Origin of the sequence: Solibacillus sp. (assembly GCF_040273735.1) — a bacterium.
In the GTDB taxonomy this organism is placed as follows: domain Bacteria; phylum Bacillota; class Bacilli; order Bacillales_A; family Planococcaceae; genus Solibacillus.
In genome coordinates, this window is sequence record NZ_JBELZM010000003.1 from 37,891 (window position 1) to 60,118 (window position 22,228).

Annotated in this window: 20 protein-coding genes; 15 read left to right on the top strand and 5 right to left on the bottom strand. The window is 39.0% G+C overall.

The window, feature by feature from the left end:
- Window positions 1-341 precede the first annotated feature (341 nt).
- The 4 genes from ABS917_RS04490 (at window position 342) to ABS917_RS04505 (ending at window position 3,861) form a co-directional block, all read left to right on the top strand.
- Window positions 342-1,340 (top strand): nuclease-related domain-containing protein, encoded by a 999-nt coding sequence (locus ABS917_RS04490; protein ID WP_350477871.1) that lies wholly within the window; start codon window positions 342-344, stop codon window positions 1,338-1,340.
- 3 nt (window positions 1,341-1,343) lie between these two features.
- Window positions 1,344-2,264, top strand: coding sequence for a diacylglycerol/lipid kinase family protein (locus tag ABS917_RS04495; RefSeq protein WP_350477872.1), 921 nt, complete (start codon window positions 1,344-1,346; stop codon window positions 2,262-2,264).
- A 65-nt stretch (window positions 2,265-2,329) separates the two neighbouring features.
- Window positions 2,330-2,977 (top strand): tRNA (guanosine(46)-N7)-methyltransferase TrmB, encoded by a 648-nt coding sequence (gene trmB, locus ABS917_RS04500; RefSeq protein ID WP_350477873.1) that lies wholly within the window; start codon window positions 2,330-2,332, stop codon window positions 2,975-2,977.
- A 23-nt stretch (window positions 2,978-3,000) separates the two neighbouring features.
- A complete protein-coding gene (locus tag ABS917_RS04505; protein ID WP_350477874.1) occupies window positions 3,001-3,861 on the top strand; it encodes a YtnP family quorum-quenching lactonase in 861 nt (286 codons plus the stop codon).
- Window positions 3,862-3,970: 109 nt separating this feature from the next.
- On the opposite strand, the gene ABS917_RS04510 is transcribed toward ABS917_RS04505, so the two are convergent.
- Window positions 3,971-4,285 (bottom strand): hypothetical protein, encoded by a 315-nt coding sequence (locus tag ABS917_RS04510; RefSeq protein WP_350477875.1) that lies wholly within the window; start codon window positions 4,283-4,285, stop codon window positions 3,971-3,973.
- A gap of 146 nt (window positions 4,286-4,431) precedes the next feature.
- On the opposite strand from ABS917_RS04510, the gene ABS917_RS04515 reads away from it, so the two are divergent.
- The 9 genes from ABS917_RS04515 to ABS917_RS04555 all read left to right on the top strand — a co-directional run bounded on the left by ABS917_RS04515 (window position 4,432) and on the right by ABS917_RS04555 (window position 14,603).
- Window positions 4,432-5,508: a M42 family metallopeptidase gene (locus tag ABS917_RS04515; RefSeq protein ID WP_350477876.1), complete on the top strand. Its 1,077-nt coding sequence runs from the start codon at window positions 4,432-4,434 to the stop codon at window positions 5,506-5,508.
- 157 nt (window positions 5,509-5,665) lie between these two features.
- Entirely contained in the window at window positions 5,666-6,202 is a 537-nt protein-coding gene (locus ABS917_RS04520) for a DUF84 family protein (protein ID WP_350477877.1), read from the top strand.
- Between the two features lie 72 nt (window positions 6,203-6,274).
- A complete protein-coding gene (locus tag ABS917_RS04525; RefSeq protein WP_350477878.1) occupies window positions 6,275-6,793 on the top strand; it encodes a hypothetical protein in 519 nt (172 codons plus the stop codon).
- Between the two features lie 108 nt (window positions 6,794-6,901).
- Window positions 6,902-7,717: a DUF1444 domain-containing protein gene (locus ABS917_RS04530; RefSeq protein ID WP_350477879.1), complete on the top strand. Its 816-nt coding sequence runs from the start codon at window positions 6,902-6,904 to the stop codon at window positions 7,715-7,717.
- The gene (ytpR, locus tag ABS917_RS04535; RefSeq protein ID WP_350477880.1) at window positions 7,714-8,328 is read left to right on the top strand and encodes a YtpR family tRNA-binding protein; all 615 of its coding nucleotides are present in this window, start codon (window positions 7,714-7,716) and stop codon (window positions 8,326-8,328) included. Before ABS917_RS04530 ends, ytpR begins: the two co-directional genes overlap by 4 nt.
- A gap of 210 nt (window positions 8,329-8,538) precedes the next feature.
- Window positions 8,539-11,706, top strand: a complete 3,168-nt coding sequence (locus ABS917_RS04540) for a DNA translocase FtsK (protein ID WP_350477881.1) — start codon at window positions 8,539-8,541, stop codon at window positions 11,704-11,706.
- Window positions 11,707-11,852: 146 nt separating this feature from the next.
- Window positions 11,853-13,151, top strand: coding sequence for a UDP-N-acetylmuramate--L-alanine ligase (gene murC / locus ABS917_RS04545; RefSeq protein ID WP_350477882.1), 1,299 nt, complete (start codon window positions 11,853-11,855; stop codon window positions 13,149-13,151).
- 419 nt (window positions 13,152-13,570) lie between these two features.
- Window positions 13,571-14,080 (top strand): DUF948 domain-containing protein, encoded by a 510-nt coding sequence (locus tag ABS917_RS04550; protein ID WP_350477883.1) that lies wholly within the window; start codon window positions 13,571-13,573, stop codon window positions 14,078-14,080.
- Window positions 14,081-14,120: 40 nt separating this feature from the next.
- The gene (locus tag ABS917_RS04555) at window positions 14,121-14,603 is read left to right on the top strand and encodes a YtxH domain-containing protein (RefSeq protein WP_350477884.1); all 483 of its coding nucleotides are present in this window, start codon (window positions 14,121-14,123) and stop codon (window positions 14,601-14,603) included.
- Between the two features lie 40 nt (window positions 14,604-14,643).
- Here the strand turns inward: ABS917_RS04555 and pilM are convergent, their stop codons facing one another.
- Window positions 14,644-16,800: a pilus assembly protein PilM gene (pilM, locus tag ABS917_RS04560; protein WP_350477885.1), complete on the bottom strand. Its 2,157-nt coding sequence runs from the start codon at window positions 16,798-16,800 to the stop codon at window positions 14,644-14,646.
- A 177-nt stretch (window positions 16,801-16,977) separates the two neighbouring features.
- Between pilM and ABS917_RS04565 the strand changes: the two genes are divergently transcribed.
- Together ABS917_RS04565 and ccpA are read left to right on the top strand one after the other, a co-directional pair.
- A complete protein-coding gene (locus ABS917_RS04565) occupies window positions 16,978-18,063 on the top strand; it encodes a bifunctional 3-deoxy-7-phosphoheptulonate synthase/chorismate mutase (RefSeq protein WP_350477886.1) in 1,086 nt (361 codons plus the stop codon).
- Between the two features lie 460 nt (window positions 18,064-18,523).
- Window positions 18,524-19,522 carry a catabolite control protein A gene (gene ccpA, locus ABS917_RS04570; protein WP_350477887.1) on the top strand — a complete coding sequence of 333 codons (999 nt, stop codon included), beginning with the start codon at window positions 18,524-18,526 and terminating at the stop codon, window positions 19,520-19,522.
- A 78-nt stretch (window positions 19,523-19,600) separates the two neighbouring features.
- Here the strand turns inward: ccpA and ABS917_RS04575 are convergent, their stop codons facing one another.
- The 3 genes from ABS917_RS04575 to ABS917_RS04585 are packed head-to-tail and all read right to left on the bottom strand — an operon-like array spanning window position 19,601 to window position 22,066.
- Window positions 19,601-20,764 carry an acetoin utilization protein AcuC gene (locus ABS917_RS04575; protein ID WP_350477888.1) on the bottom strand — a complete coding sequence of 388 codons (1,164 nt, stop codon included), beginning with the start codon at window positions 20,762-20,764 and terminating at the stop codon, window positions 19,601-19,603.
- Window positions 20,761-21,408 (bottom strand): acetoin utilization AcuB family protein, encoded by a 648-nt coding sequence (locus tag ABS917_RS04580; protein WP_350477889.1) that lies wholly within the window; start codon window positions 21,406-21,408, stop codon window positions 20,761-20,763. The genes ABS917_RS04575 and ABS917_RS04580 overlap by 4 nt, the downstream gene beginning before the upstream one ends.
- Before the next feature lie 25 nt (window positions 21,409-21,433).
- Window positions 21,434-22,066, bottom strand: a complete 633-nt coding sequence (locus tag ABS917_RS04585; protein WP_350477890.1) for a GNAT family N-acetyltransferase — start codon at window positions 22,064-22,066, stop codon at window positions 21,434-21,436.
- Between the last annotated feature and the right edge of the window lie 162 nt (window positions 22,067-22,228).

Sequence of the window (22,228 nt, forward strand, 5' to 3'; positions counted from 1 at the left end):
CGGCTAACGCCTTTCGCTACAAACTGCGTTTCCTGCGGGAACAGCAAAATTCATTTTATGACGAAAGCGAAGCGACAGGAGCACCGAGTGAGAGCACAAGAAACAAAAGCTAAGAACGCCGCGTCCTGTGGCAACGCTTTTGTGACCAACATCGTGTTGGCCTCGTGACCGCGGAAAGCGTCCGACCCGGAATGGAAATCAACCCCGATATTATGGGGAAATTATAAATCCTTAATTTAAAAATAGCGCCTTGCTTAACGGCAATGCGCTATTTTTTTTTGCGGATAACCTGTAAAATATAACGTAATGAAGATTAGGAAAGAACTTAGGGAGTAGATAAAATGGCTCAGTTAATAAAACTTCAAGATTATATTTCACGTTACGAAATTGACTTGGCACGCTATCCAACACAGTTTATTCGCTTAAAGCAAAATCAGTGGGAGCGGATAAAGTATCAATGGCAGACGGGTGAAGCAATAGAACGTTGGGAACATATTGAGGAAGAAGTAAAGGAAGAGAAGAAAAAATCACTGTTTCAAAAACTTTTCCCTTTTAAAAAAGAACTAGAAGTAACCGAAGAAGAACAAGAAGATATCGAAAAAGTAACCATCTCCAACGATTGGGCAGTAGAAGAAAATCCATATCAGGAAGACGATACGACGCTGATTTTTGAACCGAATCTCGTCTATACACCAAAAACATTGGAAGAACTTAAGAAAATGTTCATTGATCAGTTTTTTCATTTTCAAATGAAATGGGCAAGCTCCACATTACGTGAAAAATCATATGTAGATCCAAAATTTATGCGTGATACATTATTGCGTTCCATGCTCCAAACATTGCCGGACAATTACTTAGTATTCTATTATCCGATTTTACGTGTGAAAAAAGCGCCGATAGAATTGGATATTATTATAATGACACCGACAGAATGTCTATGTATTACGGTTTTGGAGCAGGAAAGTCAGGCGGTATATATTGCAAATAGCGAACGCTTCTGGTTAAAGAAGGTCGGAAAAAATGAAAAAAAAGTGTTAAGCCCTTTAATTCAATTAAACCGGATGGAAAAAGTTATTGAGCAGATTTTTCAGCAGAATCATATTGAACTGCCGATTCGTAAAGTGTTGTTAACAAGAAATGGCTATATTGATTATCCCGGTACAATGTATGGCGTTTCATTTGTGGATAAACGGAAATTCCCTGAATGGATGGGACAATTAGCACATTCTGTTTCACCGATGAAGCATATGCAAATACGTGGAGCACAAGCCATTTTAAACACAGTTCAAACAACATCTTTTCATCGGGAAATCTGGAATACGGAAAATAAGGAAGATTAAATAATGGAAGTGCATTTTATTATTAATCCTTTTGCAGGTAATGGGCAAGGGGTTAAGCGTTGGCATCAGTTTGAACAGCAGTTGGCGATACCGTATCAAATCCATTGGACAAAATACGCAGGCCATTCGCTGCTGATGGCAAAGCAAATTGCCGGGCGAGCAACAAAGGAAAATCCGGTCTGTCTAATTGCTATTGGCGGGGATGGGACAATTCACGAAGTGCTGAATGGCGCAGTACATTTTGATAATGTCTATTTAGGGGTAATTTCGGCAGGCTCTGGCAATGATTTTGGCAGGGGGTATCAAGCATTCGAAACGAGCAAACAATTAGAGCAATTTGTAAAGAGAGTAAATAGTACTTCACATGATTGCGGGGTAGTGAAACAAGGTGGGACAACCAAATACTTTATTAATAATTTTGGTGTGGGGTTTGATGCATTAGTGGCGAATACCGCGAACAAGTCAACACTGAAAAGGTCGCTTAATAAATGGAAACTTGGGAAGCTGAGCTATCCTTATTACGTCATTCACGCACTTTTTACTTATAAACCGTTTAAGCTTACGATATTCCATGCAGGGAAAAAGAAACAATACCAAAATGTATGGTTTGTAACTGCGAGCAATCAGCCTTATTTTGGAGGGGGAATGAAGATATCTCCAGAATCGAATACATCCGATGGCCAGTTCGAAGTGACAGTCGTTTCCAATTTATCGAAATGGAAATTATTATTCCTTTTTGGAACAGTCTTTTTAGGGAAGCATACACTTTTGAAGGAAGTCGAACAGTTTGCAGCAACGGAAGCACAGTTGATTTTTGAGGAACCGGTCAGGGCACATGCAGACGGGGAAACCCAAAAATTAGCACCCGGTCAAAATAAAATTGAAATAACCGTTCAGAAAAAAGCATGGAATTTAGCAAAATAAAAGCAAACGAAGCTATTTTCCGTTATAATATGAGGCAGCTATACAATAGAAAAGAGGATAAGTAAGTGAGATTAAAGCATAAACCATGGGCAGCGGAATATATTCAACAACATCCTGATGTAATTATTCCAAACCCGGAAGATTATAAAGGCAAGTGGAATGAAGCATTCGGCAACGACAACCCGATTCATATCGAAGTTGGTACAGGTAAAGGGCAATTCGTTTTAGGGATGGCACTGCAAAATCCGGATATTAATTATATCGGTATTGAATTATTTGATAGTGTTATCGTCTGTGCCCTTGAAAAAATCGAAGAAGCAAACAAACCATCGAATTTGCGTTTATTAAAAGTTGATGGCGCGAAGCTGGAAGAGTTTTTCGAAAAAGGGGATGTGGACCGTGTCTATCTGAACTTCTCGGATCCATGGCCTAAAGTGCGACATGCAAAGCGTCGCCTTACACATGAAGGTTTCCTGAAAATTTATGAGAACATTTTAGTTGATAACGGTGAAATCCATTTTAAAACGGATAACCGTGGTCTTTTTGAATATTCACTCGTAAGTATGAACGAGTATGGTATGGCATTAAACTATGTATCGCTAGACTTACATGCGAATATGCCGGAAGATAATATTATGACAGAATACGAGGAGAAATTCTCAAAGCTCGGTCAACCAATATATCGACTAGAATGCCAATACAAGACGAAATAATAACGATTTAGGGGGATGGAGAAATGGATCGATTGGAATTTCACAACATGACACTAACATGGTTACATGGGGGTGTCACAGCACTTGATGGCGGGGCTATGTTTGGGGTAGTGCCAAAAGCACTGTGGTCTCGTAAATATCCGGTAAATGAATTGAACCAGATTGAATTAGCATGTGAACCAATTTTAATTCAGTACGAGGGGAAAAATTACTTAATCGATTCTGGTGTAGGTGCAGGTAAGTTAAATGAAAAGCAGCTGCGCAATTTCGGTGTTTCAGAAGAATCAACAATTGAAAATAGCCTGGCTGAAGCTGGATTACAGCCAAGTGATATTGATGCAATTTTGATGACACATCTACATTTTGATCATGCTGGCGGTTTAACGAAGTGGGAAGGGGACAAGCTTGTTCCGGTTTTCCCTAATGCAGTTATTCACACGACACAGATTGAATGGGATGAGATGCGCAATCCGAATATCCGTTCGAAAAATACGTATTGGAAAGAAAACTGGGAGCCTGTACAGCATTTAGTCTCAACATATGAAGGGGAGCTGGAAGTGGCTCCAGGCTTAAAAATGATCCATACGGGCGGCCATAGTGAAGGACATGCAATTATTCGCCTTGAACAGAACGGTGAAGTGGCGTTACATATGGCGGATATTATGCCGACACATGCCCATCAAAATCCGCTTTGGGTATTGGCGTATGATGATTACCCGATGACAAGCGTATTTGCGAAAGAAAAGTTGATAAAAGAAGCGCTTTCAAATGGCTACCGTTTTATCTTCTACCATGATGCGTATTACCGCATGATTCAGTGGGATGCAACAGGCAAGGAAGTAACAGATAGCCTGGAACGTTCGAAACCGGCATTAATTAAGTAAACACGAAAGCACCTGCATATTTATGATGCAGGTGCTTTTATTATCGGTTGCGTACTTTTAGCATATAAAAAAATACGATGACTAAAATTATGTCATCGCATCATTTACATTATATTTGTTTAATATCTACAATGGCACCGGAACGGGCATCTGCTGCGAACTCGTAGTTTTCTAGCTCGCCGTTGATTGTACGTGAAATACCTCCACGGTAAACCGGAGTTTCTGTAAATCCATTACTGAAGTTTTCAGTTTTCATGTAAATCCAAGAACCATCAATTGGAGCATGTTTTTTAAATTCTTCTTTAATGTTGGCTAAAATATGATCTGGATTCGCAAATGGTGCGACACGATTGCTCATTTCTTTAACAATGACAGCAGCTGCCATCCCTGTTACAACCCCTATTGTAAAGTCTTTTAAATTCATTTCAAAATACCTCCTCAAAATAGTGACTACATTTACTTTATCATATTCTGAAAATAGAGTAAAAATAATAGAAGGTTCGAAAGTCGAAATATTGCTTGCAATTTGTGGTATAATGAAGGCAAATCTACATTTAGAGGTGTTGCAGAATGAATCAAGATACACTTGCTCTTTTTAAAACATTAACAGAATTGCCTGGTGCACCAGGGAATGAGCGAGCGGTCCGCAATTTTATGCGTTCGGAATTAGCGAAATATTCTGATGAAGTTATTCAGGATAATTTAGGCGGCGTATTCGGTGTGCGTAAAGCAAAAGATGAACAAGCACCAAAAATTTTAGTCGCTGGCCATATGGATGAAGTAGCATTTATGGTTACTTCCATTACTGAAAACGGCATGGTCCGTTTCCAAACACTTGGCGGATGGTGGAACCAGGTGATGCTGGCACAACGCGTTACGGTCTATACGAAAGATCGTGAAATTCCGGGTGTTATAGCATCTATTCCACCACACTTATTAACAGATGCGGAACGTTCAAAACCGATGGACATTAAAAATATGCTGATCGATATCGGAGCAGATTCAAAAGAAGATGCGATGAATTTAGGTGTACGACCAGGGCAATCCATTATTCCGGTATGTCCATTCACACCGATGGCAAATCCAAAAAAAATTATGGCAAAAGCTTGGGATAATCGCTATGGCTGTGGTTTAGCAATCGAACTTTTAAAAGAGATTCACGGTCAAGAAGTGAAGAGCCATATTTATTCTGGAGCGAATGTTATGGAAGAGGTCGGTTTACGCGGTGCAGCGGTTTCATCAAATATGATTAAACCTGATCTGTTTTTTGCATTGGATGCATCACCGGCGAATGATACATCTGGCGATAAAAATGAATTCGGTCAACTAGGCAAAGGAACATTACTCCGAATTTTAGACCGTTCAATGGTTACACACCGTGGTATGCGTGAATTCGTACTGGATACAGCAGAATCAAACAATATTCCATACCAGTATTTCGTCTCTCAAGGTGGTACAGATGCAGGACGTGTACACACCCAAAATGACGGGATACCATCAGCAGTAATAGGGGTTTGCTCACGTTATATTCACACATCTGCTTCGATTATTCATGTGGATGATTATGCAGCCGCTAAAGAACTTTTAATAAAATTAATTCAAACTGCCGACCGTTCTACAATCGAATCTATTCGCGCAAACGTATAAAAAAATTCAATATTATATTATAATACAAGGATGCGGACTTATCGCATTCTTGTTTTTTAGTTGCGGATAATAGGTTTAACGTGACTTACATAGTAAATGGTAAACCATTTTATATAGGTATAGACCGTTTAAAAAAGAACAGCTTGGAGATGAAATGATGAAAGTAGCAGTCGGATCGAAAAATATGGCGAAATTAGGTGCAGTTGAAGCAATTGTCAAACAGTATTTCCCTGAAGCCACAATCGAAAATATGGATGTACCTTCTGATGTATCGATTCAGCCTTTCTCAAATGAAGAAACGAGACAAGGTGCGATCAACCGTGCACGTCATACAATGATGCTTACAAATGCGGATATAACATTTGGACTTGAAGGTGGCGTCGATGAAATCGAAGGAACAATGTATTGCTGTAACTGGGGAGCGGCTATTTTAAAGGATGGTACGGTCATTGCTAGCTCAGGGGCTCAATTTGCCTTACCGGAAGAAATTGCACAGGAGCTTCGTATGGGCAAGGAACTTGGACCGGTGATGGACGTCTATACAAATAGCGAAAATATTCGTCATCATCAAGGAGCAGTTGGTATTTTCTCAAATAATTTAATCGACAGAAAAGAAATGTTTGAACATATTGTTAAGTTATTAGTCGGTCAAATCTTGTTTAAAATAAATAAAGAGCAAAAGGGCCGGATGTAGAGCACATTCGTTGCATTACGGCTCGGAAAATTATTATGATACTGATTGAACGTTTGAAAGAGAGGGAAAACAATGGGTCGTAAATGGATACATGCGTTTTTGATTACTTCACTTGTTGTTATATTATCAGCATGCAGTCAAACAGTCGAAGAACAGGCACAAGCAGGGATGGAAAATGCTGAAACAATGTTTAGCAGCAAACCGAACGAAGCAAACAAAACGATTGGACATATAGAGCTATACTTACCAAAAGGATATAGTATTGAAAAAGGAATTGATGAATTGAATTATACGATTCTGAATGGTAAAGATTCCTATATATTATTCGTCAATCAAAATGAACCGGGAGACAGTCAGTTACAGTATGAGTTGCTAAAGCAGGAAAACCAAAATGAAATTGTTGAAGAGAAAACTTTCGAATCGGAGGGCCAATTCGGATTTTCTGCTGTCACAAAATTTCCTGAAGAGAAATATGAACTGATCGTTAATTTAGGCGGTGTTAAGCTGTCGACTATTTCCGAGGACAAGAAAATTGACGATAAAATCCAGGAAATGATGGAAATTGTGAAAACAGTGAAAGTGGTTAACTAGTTGAGGCGTTGAGTAAAGAAATCACATAGCTTTTTTGTTACAATAGATGAAGTAAATGGAACGGTTCACATTTGTGAGCCGTTTTTGATTAGAAAAAGGAGTGGTTGAATGGAATCGAAACAGTTAGTAGCTGAACTGAAGGCTAAGTTAGGTGAGGCGAACTTTACATTCACATTCGATGAAAAGCATGATAAATTACGTCTTGAACATAAAAAAATCAGACGAGGGATGGATATCTCTTTACCCGAAATTTTAACGAAGTATGAAAAGAAAAAAAAGCAGGCAATTGATGAAGTGATTTATACAGTTGAGCAAACATTTTTAGCGATGCAACGGGAAGAAGAACAGGGCTTTGCCGGGCTTGCTTCTGTTTATCCGATCATCCGCTCAACATCCTTCCCTAAAAAGTCGAATGATGGCCATGCATTTGTCATGACAGATCATACAGCGGAAACACGTATTTATTATGCGCTCGATTTAGGTACAACTTATCGTTTAATCGATGAATCAATGTTGCCGAAATTAAATGTAACAGAGGAGCATATACGCGAAGCAGCCCGTTTTTCTGTAAAAAAATTGCCTACTTCTGTTAAACGTGATGAAGTTTCGGGCAATGTCTATTACTTTTTAAATCAAAATGACGGTTATGATGCAAGTCGTATTTTAAACGAAAGCTTATTAAAGGAAATGGAAGCTCAAATTGAAGGCGAAATGACGGTATCCGTCCCGCATCAGGATGTATTAATTATTGGTGATATTCGGAATGAAGTAGGGTATGATGTATTAGCGCAGATGACGATGCATTTCTTTACAGTTGGCGCAGTTCCTGTTACGAGCTTGTCATTTGTATACGAAAACGGTCATTTAGAACCAATATTTATTTTAGCGAAAAACAAAGTAAAAAAGGAGCAAGAAGAAAAATGAAAGTAGCTTACAACAAAGCACATGTAGGAGATGTCCTATTAGTTCAATTATCAATGGAGACAATCGTAAAAACAGCGATGGATCGCGCTGGCGATGTAGCCATTTTAAAAGAAGAGACAACTGGTGAAGTGAAAGCATTTAACCTTTTTAATGCTAGCAAGTACGTAGAACTGGATGTTGCAGGGAATGTGGAAGTCACACCGGAACTTGTAGAGAAGTTAGAAGCGGCTTTAAAAGCAAACAGCGCAGAAATTTCTCTAGATGTAGACTTCTCGCCAAAATTTGTAGTTGGCTATGTTGAATCAAAAGAAAAGCATCCAAATGCAGATAAACTAAGTGTTTGTAAAGTAAACGTTGGGGATGAAACATTACAGATCGTATGTGGAGCACCGAATGTTGACGCAGGCCAAAAAGTAGTTGTAGCCAAAGTGGGCGCTGTTATGCCTTCTGGTTTATTGATCAAAGAAGGAAACTTACGTGGTGAAGATTCATTCGGTATGCTTTGCTCTGCACGTGAACTAGCAATTCCAGGCGCACCTGAAGTAAAAGGTATTTTAGTACTGGACGATTCTGCAGAAGTAGGAAGCCCATTCGAGGTTCCAACTCGTTAATATGTACGATAAGTTAGTATGTTGAGCTGAGTCTCTCATACTAACTTTTTTTTATCCTTAAAAATATCAGCGACAAAGCGCATTTACCCGGCAAATATGATATGCTTTTGAGGTGTATATAATTTATACACAGCAATTTAAATAAGAATAAAGACCGTTACAAATAGTGGAATTTGTACGGCAATGTTTTTAAGGAAAGAAGTGGTATTTATGAGTTGGATTAAAAATAAATTTAATAAACTATTTAAAATGGATCCAGATGAAGAATATGATGAGTATGAAGAATCTCCAAAATCGGATGAAATAGATCAAACAAAACAATCACAAGCACAGCAAAATTATTATGAAGAACCTGATGCGCCAAAAAAAACATTCCGATTTCCTCTAATAGAAGATGATTATGAGGAAGCAGCTAAACAGGATAATGAGCAGCGACAAACGACACGCTTTTATGATGATGATAAGGAAAAACTGACATTACCAAATTATTTGCAAAAGCATACAGCCAAGGAAGTATATGATGTCGAAGTATCCGGTATACGAGATTTACTGGAACGCCGCCGTAAAGGGAAAGGCCACACCAATGTAGTGCATACAAGAGATCCTGTTCGCCGTTTACCGAATTTAAAAGAAGAACGGGAAGCGATACGTCACAATAAGCCTGTACGCGCAGAAAGAACTGAAAATAAACAAATTTTAAAACCGATCGAAATCAGGAAACGTTTCATTCCTACAGATGTTCCGTCGCCTGTACACGGTTTTAAAAAACCGTCATCAATTGAAGAATTAATCGAAAAGCAGCAGGATGAAAAGCTTAAAAAAGAAGAGCACGAACATCAATCAATAATTGAAACAGAACATAATGAAACGGCGGAACAGCCGACTGAACCGGTTGTTTTACAACCAGATGAGGAAGAACAACAAGCTATACCAATTAATGAACAAGAAATACACGAGCCTGATTCAGAAGCAGAGATTGCACAAACCGAAATACTTGAACCAGAAATTGTGCATGAAGAAAAATTGAATTTATTCGAAAACGACGAATCAGCTTTAGAAGAAAAGCAACCGGTGGAAGAAGAGGTACTAGACCAACGGACAGAAGCAGTTATTGAAATAGAAGATGAAGAGGAAGCGGAAGAAGCTGTAAAAGAAGAATCTTCCGTTGCAGAAACAATCAGTGATGTACAAGTAAAGCATGTAACGATTGAAAATTCGACGATACACATCGGTCAATTAAATGTGGAGCAAATGCCACCATCTGACGAAGCCATAGTAATTGAAGAGAAGAAGGAAGAATTGGATCCAGTACAGCCAATCAGTACGAGAAGCCGTGTTCCTTTTAATGTGGTAATGCTGAAGTCAGACAAGCAAAAACTGATGACGAAGCAATTTGTCGAACAGCAGCTTAGCATGCAAAGTAAAAAAATTAAAGTAGACGAAGAAGAGCAAGAAAACATTATTAATTCGGTTGTAGAGACTATAGAAGTTCATACTGAACTAGAAAATATAGTGCAACATGAAAAGAATGATGAAGTAGAAACTGTTGAACAAGAAACTCTGTTATCTCAGAATGAAGTACGACAAGTACAGGAAAATGCTGAAGTCATTACTTTTAACGAGCAAGTTGTGAAGCATGAACCGACTAATCAGTCTGAAGAGGAGACAGTAAGGACAACGACTTCTACATCTATTGGATTGTTGGAACGTGAATCCGATGTACCAGCAAAAGTAGAAGAGCTATTAGAAGTCGCCGCAACTACGGAAGCTGTAGTGGAAGAAGTTCCAGAAACGTTGAACGTTCAAGAAGTACCGGAAATCCAAGAGGTGACAGAACTTCCATCAGTAAAAGAGGAGGAAGAGCCAATTGTTGAAAAATCGGCGGACGTAAAAGCGGATTCTACTCAAGAAGTGATAGCAGAGGCAGCTGAGACCGTAATAGAAGCACCTCCAGTTAAAAGAATACCTTATGTAAAGCCACCTCTTGAATATTTAGTACCACCGGAGGAAATGGTGGAAGACCGCGACTGGATGGATGAACAGGGCGAAAATTTAGTGGAAGCACTATCGCATTTCCAAGTTCAGGCGCAAATTGAATCGATTGTCCAAGGACCAGCCGTTACACAATTTGAAATTACAGTAGGGCACGGGACGAAAGTAAGCAAAGTCCGCAATTTAACGGATGATATTAAATTGGCATTAGCTGCAAAAGATATTCGAATTGATGCGCCAATTCCGGGAAAACGTTCAATCGGTATTGAGATTCCAAACCGGATTTCCCGTTCGGTTCGCCTTTCAGAAGTGACAGAATCCGCATCGTTTAAAGACTCGGATTCGCCATTGGAGGCAGCACTTGGTTTGGACTTAACAGGGAAGCCTGTCACAATCGACTTACGGAAAATGCCGCATGGTCTGATCGCCGGTGCTACAGGATCGGGAAAATCGGTATGTATTAACTCGATTTTAGTCAGCCTGCTGTATAAAGCAAATCCAAATGAATTAAAGCTGATGCTGATTGATCCGAAAATGGTAGAGCTTGCGCCATTTAATCATATTCCGCATTTAGTCAGCCCTGTTATTACAGATGTTAAAGCAGCGACTGCAGCATTAAAATGGGCAGTAGAGGAAATGGAAAGACGATATGAGTTATTTATGCACAGCGGTGCACGTAAAATAGAAGCATATAATAAAATGTGTGATGCGAATGGTATGTATGCACAGAAGCTTCCATACTTATTAATTGTCATCGATGAGTTGGCGGATTTAATGATGATGTCCCCACAAGATGTAGAAGACAGTATTGTACGAATTACGCAAAAGGCCCGTGCTGCAGGAATACACTTAATTGTTGCTACACAGCGCCCATCTGTAGATGTAATAACTGGTCTGATAAAGTCCAATATTCCAACACGTATCGCATTTTCAGTATCATCACAAATCGACTCTCGCACAATTTTGGATTCACAGGGCGCAGAACGATTGCTGGGACGCGGAGATATGCTATATTTAGGAAATGGAATGTCGGCTCCAACACGTATTCAAGGTACATTTGTAACCGATGATGAAATCGAAGAAATTATCGAGTATGTACGTGAACAAGGCGAGCCACAATATATCTTTAAACAGGAAGAATTATTAAAACGCTCAGAAACAATAGAGGAACAAGACGAGTTGTTTGAGGAGGTATGCCGATTTGTCTATGAACAAGGCTCAGCATCGACATCACTTTTACAACGACGTTATCATATTGGCTATAATCGAGCAGCTAGATTAATCGATATGTTAGAGCGGCATGGTTATGTTTCAGAACCAAAAGGAAGCAAACCAAGAGATGTATATATTACAGAGGAAGAGCTGTTTGAGCAATTCGGAGGCTAAAGCACCAGCAAATTGAACAATTAAAAAAATTAGAATTGTCGTTCAATTATCGTAACGTGTATTTAGTGCTATAATGTAGGCATACTTTGAAACAATAAATGGATAATTCAATGGGGTCTTCGTATCCTAGGAGGGTTTTATAAATAATGACACGCTATCATTTTACCGGTATTAAAGGTTCAGGCATGAGTTCCCTGGCACAAATTCTATTTGATGCAGGAGAGCAAGTTCAAGGTTCAGACTATGAAACATACTATTTTACGGAGCAACCATTACGTGACCGAGGAATAGAAATTTTAAATTTCGATGAAAACAATATTAAAGAAGGTTTAACAGTTATTGCAGGGAATGCATTTAATGATGATCATCCAGAATTAGTGCGTGCACGCGAGTTAGGTGTTGAGGTCATTCGCTACCATAAGTTTTTAGGCGAATACAGCAATCGCTATACTTCTATTGCCATTACAGGTGCACATGGTAAAACGTCTACGACTGGTTTAATGAGCCATGTTGTAGGCGGTTATATGCCGACATCGTATTTAATCGGTGACGGTACTGGTTCAGGTAAAAAAGATGCTTCATATTTTGTTATGGAAGCATGTGAATACCGTCGCCACTTTTTAGCGTATCATCCGGATTATGCAATCATGACGAATATCGATTTTGATCATCCGGATTATTTTACGAGCATTGACGATGTATACGATGCTTTCCAACAGCTGGCTTTACAAGTGAATAAAGCAATCATTGCTTGCGGAGATGATGAACAGCTTCAGAAAATTCAAGCAAATGTACCAGTTGTCTACTATGGTTTTGATCCTGCCAATGATTTTTCTGCACGTAATATCGTAAAAACATCGGAAGGTACGGAATTTGATGTTTATGTGCGTAATGAGTTTTACAGTAAATTCTTTATTCCGCTATTCGGTGACCATACGATTTTAAACTCGTTGGCGGTAATTTCACTGTGTCATTATGAAGGAGTTCCAGCAAAGCTGATCCAAGAACGTCTTAATACTTATGGCGGGGTAAAACGTCGCTTTACTGAAACAAAAGTTGGCAATGCGGTTTTAGTGGATGATTATGCACACCATCCGACAGAAATTGCGGCAACTTTGCAATCGGCACGACAAAAATATCCTGATCGTGAAGTTGTAGCGGTATTCCAGCCGCATACCTTTACTCGAACTAAAGCATTTTTACAAAACTTTGCGGATAGTTTGAGCGGAGCCGACGCAACCTACTTATGTGATATTTTTGGTTCAGCACGCGAAAAACAAGGAGAGCTTTCGATTCAAGATTTAGCAGATTTAATCGATGGCTGTGAGGTTTTAACAATCGAAACAGTTAATCAACTTAAAAAACATGAAAATGCCGTATTCCTGTTTATGGGAGCGGGAGATGTTCATAAATATCAAGATGCCTTTGAAGCAATTTTGAATTAAATGAAAAACAGCTTAACCTATAAGTAAAAGGATAAGCTGTTTTTCCATACATAAAGTGAAACTTAACTTAGGAGTTTTTTCATCCCCTACTGATTAGAAAAAGAACACAAGCTGAAACCGTCATGTCCTGTAACGACTAACATCGTGTTGGTCCGAACCAATCGGGTTTTCCATTAATACGGATAAATGTAGAACTTCTATTCATAAAAAGGGTTTTATTCATCAACAGATTGGGGAATATGAAAGCATGGACAAAATGGCTATTCGTCTTGAGTGAATAAATAATAAATTAACAGTATTCACGTAAGAAAAGCTTGTATTTCGTGAAGGTTATGCGGAAAAATGCTTTTCTAGGAAAAGGATTGTCGCAATTTTTGTCGAATGTAATAAGTGGAACTAGATAGAGGAGGTTATATTTGATGGAAGTATTACTTTATATTGCGGCATTAGTGGCTGCAATCGGATTTTTAGTCCTTTGTGTAAGTATTGGTATGACATTGTTTTCTGTTAAGAATACATTAAATTCTATTGCGGGAACAGTTGCCGGCATTGAAGGACAAATGGAAGGCATTACACGTGAGACGACAAGCCTGCTTACAAAAACAAATGCATTGGCAGATGATATTTCAGATAAATCGGAGAAGTTAAATTCAGTAATGCATGCTGTAAAAGGTGTTGGGGATTCTGTGAATAATTTGAATTCATCAGTTCAACGTATTACAACATCGATTTCAACGGAAGTGCATAAAAACGAAGATAAGATTGCGCAAGTTGTTCAATGGAGTAATGTAGCGATGGGGATTGCAGACCAATGGCGTCAGCGCAAGCCGATTAATGAAGAGGATATTGTTTATACGAGTACTAGAACAAATGAAACACCACCAAATTTAGGCCAGAAGTCAAAGTTTGGTTTCTTAAAACGCAAGTAAAAGGGAAAATGATATTCAATAACAAGGGGGAGTTTTTAAAATGGAAGAAAAACGCGTAAACTATGATTATAACCGATTAAATGATTCGATTTATGATGATGAAAAAATTCACGTTAAGGATTTTGTTATCGGCGCATTGGTAGGCGGTATCGTTGGTGTAGCGACAGCTTTATTACTCACACCGAAGACAGGCAGTGAAATGCGTAATGATGTTGCGGTACAAGCTGTCACATTAAAGGACAAGAGTATCGAGCTTTCTGGCACTGCAAAGGAGAAGACGGCACAGCTTTCGACTCAATTAAAAGAACAATCTTCTTCAATTGTTGAAAAAGTAAAAGCGAAAACAGCGAAACAACCACCAGTTCTAGATGATGGAACAGCTTCATCAGAAGGTGAGGAACCATTGCCATTAGATAAAATGGTAGATGAAGAAGTACTAGCTGCTGAATCTCCAGATCCGGATAGCGTAAATACAGACCCGGATATCGCACCAAACTCAACACGCCATACAGATGTACAATAAGAAAAACGGCTCCCAAAATGTATTGGGAGCCGTTTTTTTACTATTCAACAACCGGTTGATCGGTTAGCTGAATTTCAAGTTGGTCGCCACCGAATATCTCAGCATCAAATGAAGATGGCTGCCCATTACGTAAAATCGTAAACGACCCTTTAAATGAAGCAGGAAGCTGCCAGCTCGAAAATCGAAAGACATCCTGATAAATCCATTTGTTTGTATCTTTTTCAATAATATTAATTGTAGCCCCATTCGGCACTATTGCTTCACATTGGACAACTTGACCGTTTACAGAAAACTCGCGGGCTACTTTAACAAGTTCGACTTGTTCATGCTGGAACGTTACAATCGCCTTTTCTTCCAATAACAAATTCAAATGTGCTGCAATTTGTTCAGCTGTCGGTAAATGACGCTGTTCAAATGTAATGATATCTCCATTTTGAACAGGGTAATGCAGTTTTCCCGGTTTTCCGTTAATGTTAAGCTGTGATGAATAATCAGGGAACGAAACAGGTTTCCCATCGATTTGAACGAAATATGATTGGAACTGCTGCATATGCACAGATTGCTTCAATGATTTTAATACATCTTCAACCGTTTCGATTGTTTCGACAACGATTACGTCTCGATCCTGTAAAGGTGTATCCAATTTTACGATTTGACCGTTTACAAATACTGCCGGTTCTACATTGTATTGTATTTCTTGAATTGTCACAGTTTTTACGGAAGCATGGTCAATAATTTCCCCTATAGTAACAGATGCGCCTGTCCCATCTTTTCCGGGAATCAACTCTATTTGATCTCCATTTTTAATGAGAGATTTAATCGAGGCATTTTCACCATTCAAAATGATTTGTGCCGGCTGTCCATGCTCACCTGGCACGAAAACATTTTGACCGTTTACTGTAATCGACAAACCGTGTCCGGGTTTGCCGTATAATTGTTTTGCTCTGACATTCGCAGCCAAAAATGCATCACCGACTGTCATTTCCTTCAATTCAAATAGTCGTACAATTTGTTCATTTACTTTTATTGACATGTAATGGATCGGTGATTTTTGTGCAGCAATCGCAATTCCAATCGGTGTCACAAGCTCAGGTGTTGCGGCAATATGTTGTGCGCGTGTTAAATTCTGAATGGCATTCACATCACGTACCGCTACACGGTTAGACGGCAAATTTAATGTTTTGCCGATTTCTTCCGGCAAGTAGGGTGTTAAACTCCCGCCGCCAACTAACATGACCGCTTTTGGAGGCGTGTTATTATTTAAACGTAGTATTTCCTCGCCAATGGACTTTGCCAAATTTTCAATTGCAGGGTATATTGCCTTGATTACTTCTTCACGTGGAAAATATTCGTCAAATCCTAAAATATCCTGAATAAGAATTTCCTCGCTCGTATGCAATTGGCGCTTTGCCATTTCAGCAATCGGAAAATCCAGTAAATAATGGTCACTTAAACTTTCGGTAATTTCATCACCAGCAGTAGGAACCATTCCGTAAGCTACAACTGTACTTTTGTCTGTAATGGCAATATCCGAAGTTCCGGCACCAATATCTACAAGTGCCACATTCAAGCGGCGCATTGAAGGAGGAATTAGTACATTGATTGCGGCAATCGGTTCTAATGTGAGGGCTTCCATTTCCAAATTGGCTCGTTTTAATGCCGCAAGCAATGATTCCACGACAACACGCGGCAGGAAAGTGGCAATGACTTCAACGGATGCTTCATCACCTTGCTGATCGAGAAGGCTCCCAATTTCTTCTCCATCCAAACGGAAATATAAAACGGAATAGCCGACACAATAATAATGGTTATTTTTTGTATCTTCTTTATGAAGCAATAATTGTTGCTGAGCCTGTTGAACGGCCTGCAGTTCCAGGCGGTTAATATCCTCTTCCGTAAAAATCGGTCGGTTTTTAATGGAAATGGAAACACTGGCCTGTTCGGTTTTTAATGCACGCCCGGCTGCTGCTACACTCACTTTCTCCAAAGGACCGTGAGTTTCTTCCAATTCAGTCTTGATTTCCTGTATAAGCTCCGCTACATACAGGACGTTATGTATTTGGCCATCAACCATTGCACGCTCTTTATGTTCTTTTACTAAAATATCGGCGACATGGTATGTATCTGCATGTTGTTCTAAAATTATGCCCACAACGGAGCGTGTTCCGATATCAAGTGCGAACAATTTGTTTGCCATATGAAAACGCTTCCTTTCTATTATTATCACAATATACTTTAACGAGTTGAAGCGCTAAATTAAAAATGCGTGACATTCTACAATAGTTTGATTATAATAAGATTATTACTTAAAAATGTATCATACTTTTTATTTATCTGAAAGTGCCGGATACGCAAAGAAGAGGGGTAAAGGAATATGAATCAACAAGATTTAGAAAGCTTACGTAGCCAGATTGACAGCTTGAACTTAGAAATTTTACGTTTAATAAATGAACGTGCATCAGTAGTAGAAGAAATTGGCAAGATTAAAGAAAAGCAAGGTGTCAATCGCTATGATCCACTTCGCGAGCGTCATATGCTTGACTTAATTAAAGAAAACAATAACGGTCCGTTAAATCAAATGACGGTTGATTATATTTTTAAACAAATCTTCAAAACAGCGCTTAAACAATTGGAAGCAGAAAAGAAAAAGGAATTACTCGTTTCACGTAAAGAAAAGTCAGAAGATACTGTCATTAATGTAAATGGTGAATTAATCGGTACAGGTGCTCCTTCTTTCGTATTTGGACCATGTGCGGTTGAGTCATATGAACAAGTGGCTGCAGTAGCTGCAACAATCCAGGAAAAAGGATTAAAATTAATCCGCGGTGGTGCATACAAACCACGTACATCTCCGTATGACTTCCAAGGATTAGGTCTGGACGGGCTAAAGATCTTAAAAGATGTTTCTAAAGAATACGGTTTAGGTGTCATCACTGAAATCGTAACACCTGCTGATTTAGACCATGCATTGGATTATATTGATGTTATTCAAATCGGTGCCCGTAATATGCAAAACTTTGAACTATTAAAAGCGGCTGGATCAACGAATAAGCCTGTCTTATTAAAACGCGGTTTAGCAGCGACAATCGATGAGTTCATCCATGCAGCTGAATACATCATGTCAAAAGGTAATGAAAACATTATTTTATGTGAACGCGGTATTCGCACATACGAAAAAGCAACTCGTAACACATTGGATATTTCGGCAGTTCCGATTTTAAAACAAGAAACACATTTACCGGTAATGGTAGACGTGACGCACTCTACAGGTCGTCGTGATTTATTATTGCCATGTTCAAAAGCGGCAATCGCTATCGGAGCAGACGGTGTAATGGCAGAAGTGCATCCAGATCCATCAATCGCACTATCGGATCAGCAACAGCAAATGGATATCCCGACATTCAATGCTTACTACGACGAACTTTTAAAATTCATGAAACAATACGAAGTATCAAAATAATTTATTAATAAGCCTATGTTGAGTAATTTCAACATGGGCTTTATATATTTCTGCGTATTTTAATTTGACGGAAAGTTGTATAATAAATTACAATTTTTTCTAAATGCGTTTTAAAAGGGAGGGATGGCATTGCGCAAAAAATTGCGTTAATCACAGAGGAAGCACAAGGAATCGGTTTTGAAATTGCTAAAGAGTTTCAAACAATGTGATGACAGGACAGGAGCTTGTATTGGATGGAGGATACACCATTCAAAAAAATAGCGAATTTAAACAGGTGTTATCGTATTGATAGCACATTTTTTGAATATTTTAAGACAATTGATGAAAAAACCAGGTATTCACTAGGTTTTAGATTGAAAATAGAAATGAAAATATTATATGATGAAGCTATACATAACAATTAGTTCAACTAGTCGTTTATAAAAACTTGTATCACTATGATAAAAAGGGGGAGAAACTTTTGACTGTCACAATTTATGATGTTGCACGTGAGGCGAATGTATCAATGGCAACCGTATCTCGCGTAGTAAATGGAAATCAAAATGTTAAGCCTGCGACAAGAAAAAAAGTGTTGGAAGTGATTGAGCGTCTCGAATATCGTCCAAATGCCGTTGCACGTGGCTTAGCAAGTAAAAAAACAACATCAGTAGGAGTCATCATCCCTGATATTTCGAATAATTTAAATGCTGAGCTTGCACGAGGCATTGAAGATATTGCGACAATGTACCGCTATAATATTATTTTAGCAAATTCAGATCAAAATGAAGAAAAAGAGTTGTCTTTACTTGATACGATGCTAGGAAAGCAAGTTGACGGTATTGTGATGATGAGTGAAGAGGTAACTGAAAATATTCAACGCGCAGTGGAAGCTTGTCCAGTACCGATTGTATTGGCAGGTTCTATCAGTTCCACTGAAAAAGTAGCTTCTGTAAACATTGACTATTATAATGCGGCATTTGAAGCTGTAGGAACACTTATTGATAATGGACATACAAGAATTGCATTTGTCTCAGGTCCATTGCAGTATACAGTGAATGGTCAGCATAAACTTGCGGCCTATAAAGATGCCCTCAAAAAAGCAAACATTGAAATAGATGATGCTTTAATTGTTGCAGGAGATGGCTCATATGATGACGGCTTGGAAAGCTGGTCGAATTTAAGTGAACTTCAGCAACCACCTACAGCCATTTTTGTCGGGAATGACGAGCTTGCAATTGGACTAGTGCATGGCATTCAAGATAGCGGAAAAAGTGTACCGAATGATGTTGAAATTATCAGCTTCGAAAATTCAAAACTAGCGCGCATGGTACGACCAAGACTTACAAGTGTCGTATTGCCTTTATACGATATTGGAGCAGTTGCAATGCGCTTATTAACGAAGTATATGAACAAAGAGGAAGTTGAACAGCAACATGTCATCTTACCTCACCGCATAGAAAAGCGTGGTTCGAGTAAATAACAAAAGCGCCTGTCAACAGCTGACAGGCGCTTTGTTTTATTATCTCTTTATAATTTTGTCCGAACTTTATAGCAAACGTTACGAACGGTTTTTTTCAGTACGAATAATATGTAGTGCTTTTTCAAGCATTCGTGCATTTTTTTCCTCAATTTCGGCTTTACGCGGAATAGGATCATATAAAGGATGTGGATCATTCCAAGTCGGGATTAGCGGAACAGGCGATTCCAATTGCCATTTATCAAGCCAATGCTTCGGTAACGGTCCAGTCGGAGCAGGCTGATCGGTCATCTCCGTCCAAATATGTGACCAAGCCCGCGGGACGACCCGCCAAATATCATAACCTCCGCCACCAACTGCAATCCAGCGGCCTTCACAATATTCATGTGCCAATTTATGTGCAAGCTTAGGTATTTCTTTATATATGTTCATCGTCCCGTATAAATGTGTGAGCGGATCAAAATAATGTGCGTCGGCACCATTTTGTGTCAATACAACATCCGGTTTGAAGAATTCAAAAACTTCCCGCATTGACTGTTCATATATTTCCAAGAAGCTCTCATCTTCCGTAAAGGCATCAATCGGGAAGTTAAAAGAAGTCCCGTATCCTTCACCATTCCCGCGTTCTGTTATATTGCCTGTACCCGGAAATAAATAGCGTCCTGTCTCATGAATCGATAATGTACAAACATTCGGATCGTCATAAAAGGACCATTGAACGCCATCGCCATGATGTGCATCAGTATCTACATATAAAACACGCAGCCCGTACTTTTTCTGAATATATTTAATGGCTACACTGCTATCATTATAAATGCAAAAACCAGATGCTCTTCCACGGAAACCGTGATGAAGTCCACCGCCCAAGTTTAATGCGTGCTGAGATTTTCCTTGCAGTACTTGGTCGACCGCCTGTAAAGTCCCGCCGACTAACAGTGCGCTTGCTTCGTGCATATTTTTGAAAATCGGTGTATCCTCTGTTCCGATACCATATGGTTCCCCTTGCTGAGCGGTTAACTCGCCATGACCTGCTTTTTTTACGATCTCAATATACTGCAAGTCGTGGGCCAGGGCAATTTCTTCATCTGTTGCAATACGGGCAGGGACGATATCCTCATCTTGGAGGGCGCCGATACTTTTCAGTAAATCAATCGTTAAGTGTAATCGCTTATGGTTAAACGGGTGGGTGTCCGAAAATTTGTAAGTGAGTTGTTCTGGTGAGTAAATAAATACAGCTTTTTTCATAATGTAACGCCAGGCAAGTTTGGCCACAATACATCGTATCCTTGCTTTCGCAACTCTTCAATAATATGCAGCGGATTGATTACTTGCAGACGGACACTTACAATTCGAGACTTCATATTTTCACCATCGGGATATACGAGAACACTTAATACATTTGCTTTATTATCATGGAATACTTTCGTTATTTCAAACAACATGCCGGGTTTGTCATTTACCCGAATGTCAATTTTAGAACCGGGCTTATGTGCGCCTGTTAATTCGATGTAAGTATATAGTAAATCAGTCGTCGTTACGATGCCGACAAGCTTTCCGGCAGTAACAATAGGTAAACAGCTGATTTTAGCGTCATAAAAAGTCATGGCAACTTCTTCAACGAAGTCTAGCGGATGGCCGACTATCGGATTTTTGACCATGATTTTCTCGATTGGGGCATCATAAATAGTAGAGTCTGGTTCTTCACGCAAACGAGAAGGCAAAGCATTTTTCAAGTCATGGTCTGTAATGATTCCTACAACCAGTTTCTCTTTGTTAACAATTGGCACATGACGGATATTTTTATCTCGCATAAGACGCACAGCATCACGTACTGTATTTTCGGGCAGGAGTGTATGTATCTCTCTTTGCATAATTTCTTCGACAATCATTGTTCATTCCCCTTTGTGATAAGAATTAATACATGAAACGATTTCTAAAGCGAAGTCTGTCAAATCTCTCCAATGTCTCATTTCCAACACGTGCCCCTACACGCGCCATTAGACAGTTGGCAGGATGGGAAGTAATTTCAGGATCATCTGTTGCATAATATTCGAAATTGACAGATGTCATCATTCTCTCCATCATATTCCTATATTCCCAAACAGATAAACCTGTTCCTTTTAAATCCCAATGCCAGTAATATTCAGTTGTAATCACTAAATAATCTTCCATTGCATCATCCATAAATGATACTTCCAATAATTTTTTGCCTGCGCCGGATCCTCTAAAAGCAGGAATGACTTCAATGGCGCCAAGCTCAATCATATTTGGAATCCGATCTTCAGACCAGCGTTCCAACGGATCTGGATAGAGATACGTAACATAGCCGACGATAATATTATCCTGTCGAATGACAATAATGCGTCCTTCTTCCAGCTTAGCAATCCCGACAAGGGCTTCATGCTGCTGATGGGAAGGTCTAAAAGCTTTTAAATCTTCATGTAATGTGTAGGTAGCTAGTTTTTCGGAAGAAACAGGTCCTTCTACTAAAACATTACCATTCTTCGTTTTGAATTCAAGACGATAATAATTTTTCACATGAATCATAATCACACCACCTGCTTTTAATACATCTATTATACTCTATTTTATGCGAAAATACGCTTAAATTCGCGAGATGTAACTAAATTGATTGAAAGTTTTAAATATTTTGCCTATTATAGTATTTTTATTGTAAAATGATTGTAGTTTTTAATGAAAGGGGATTTT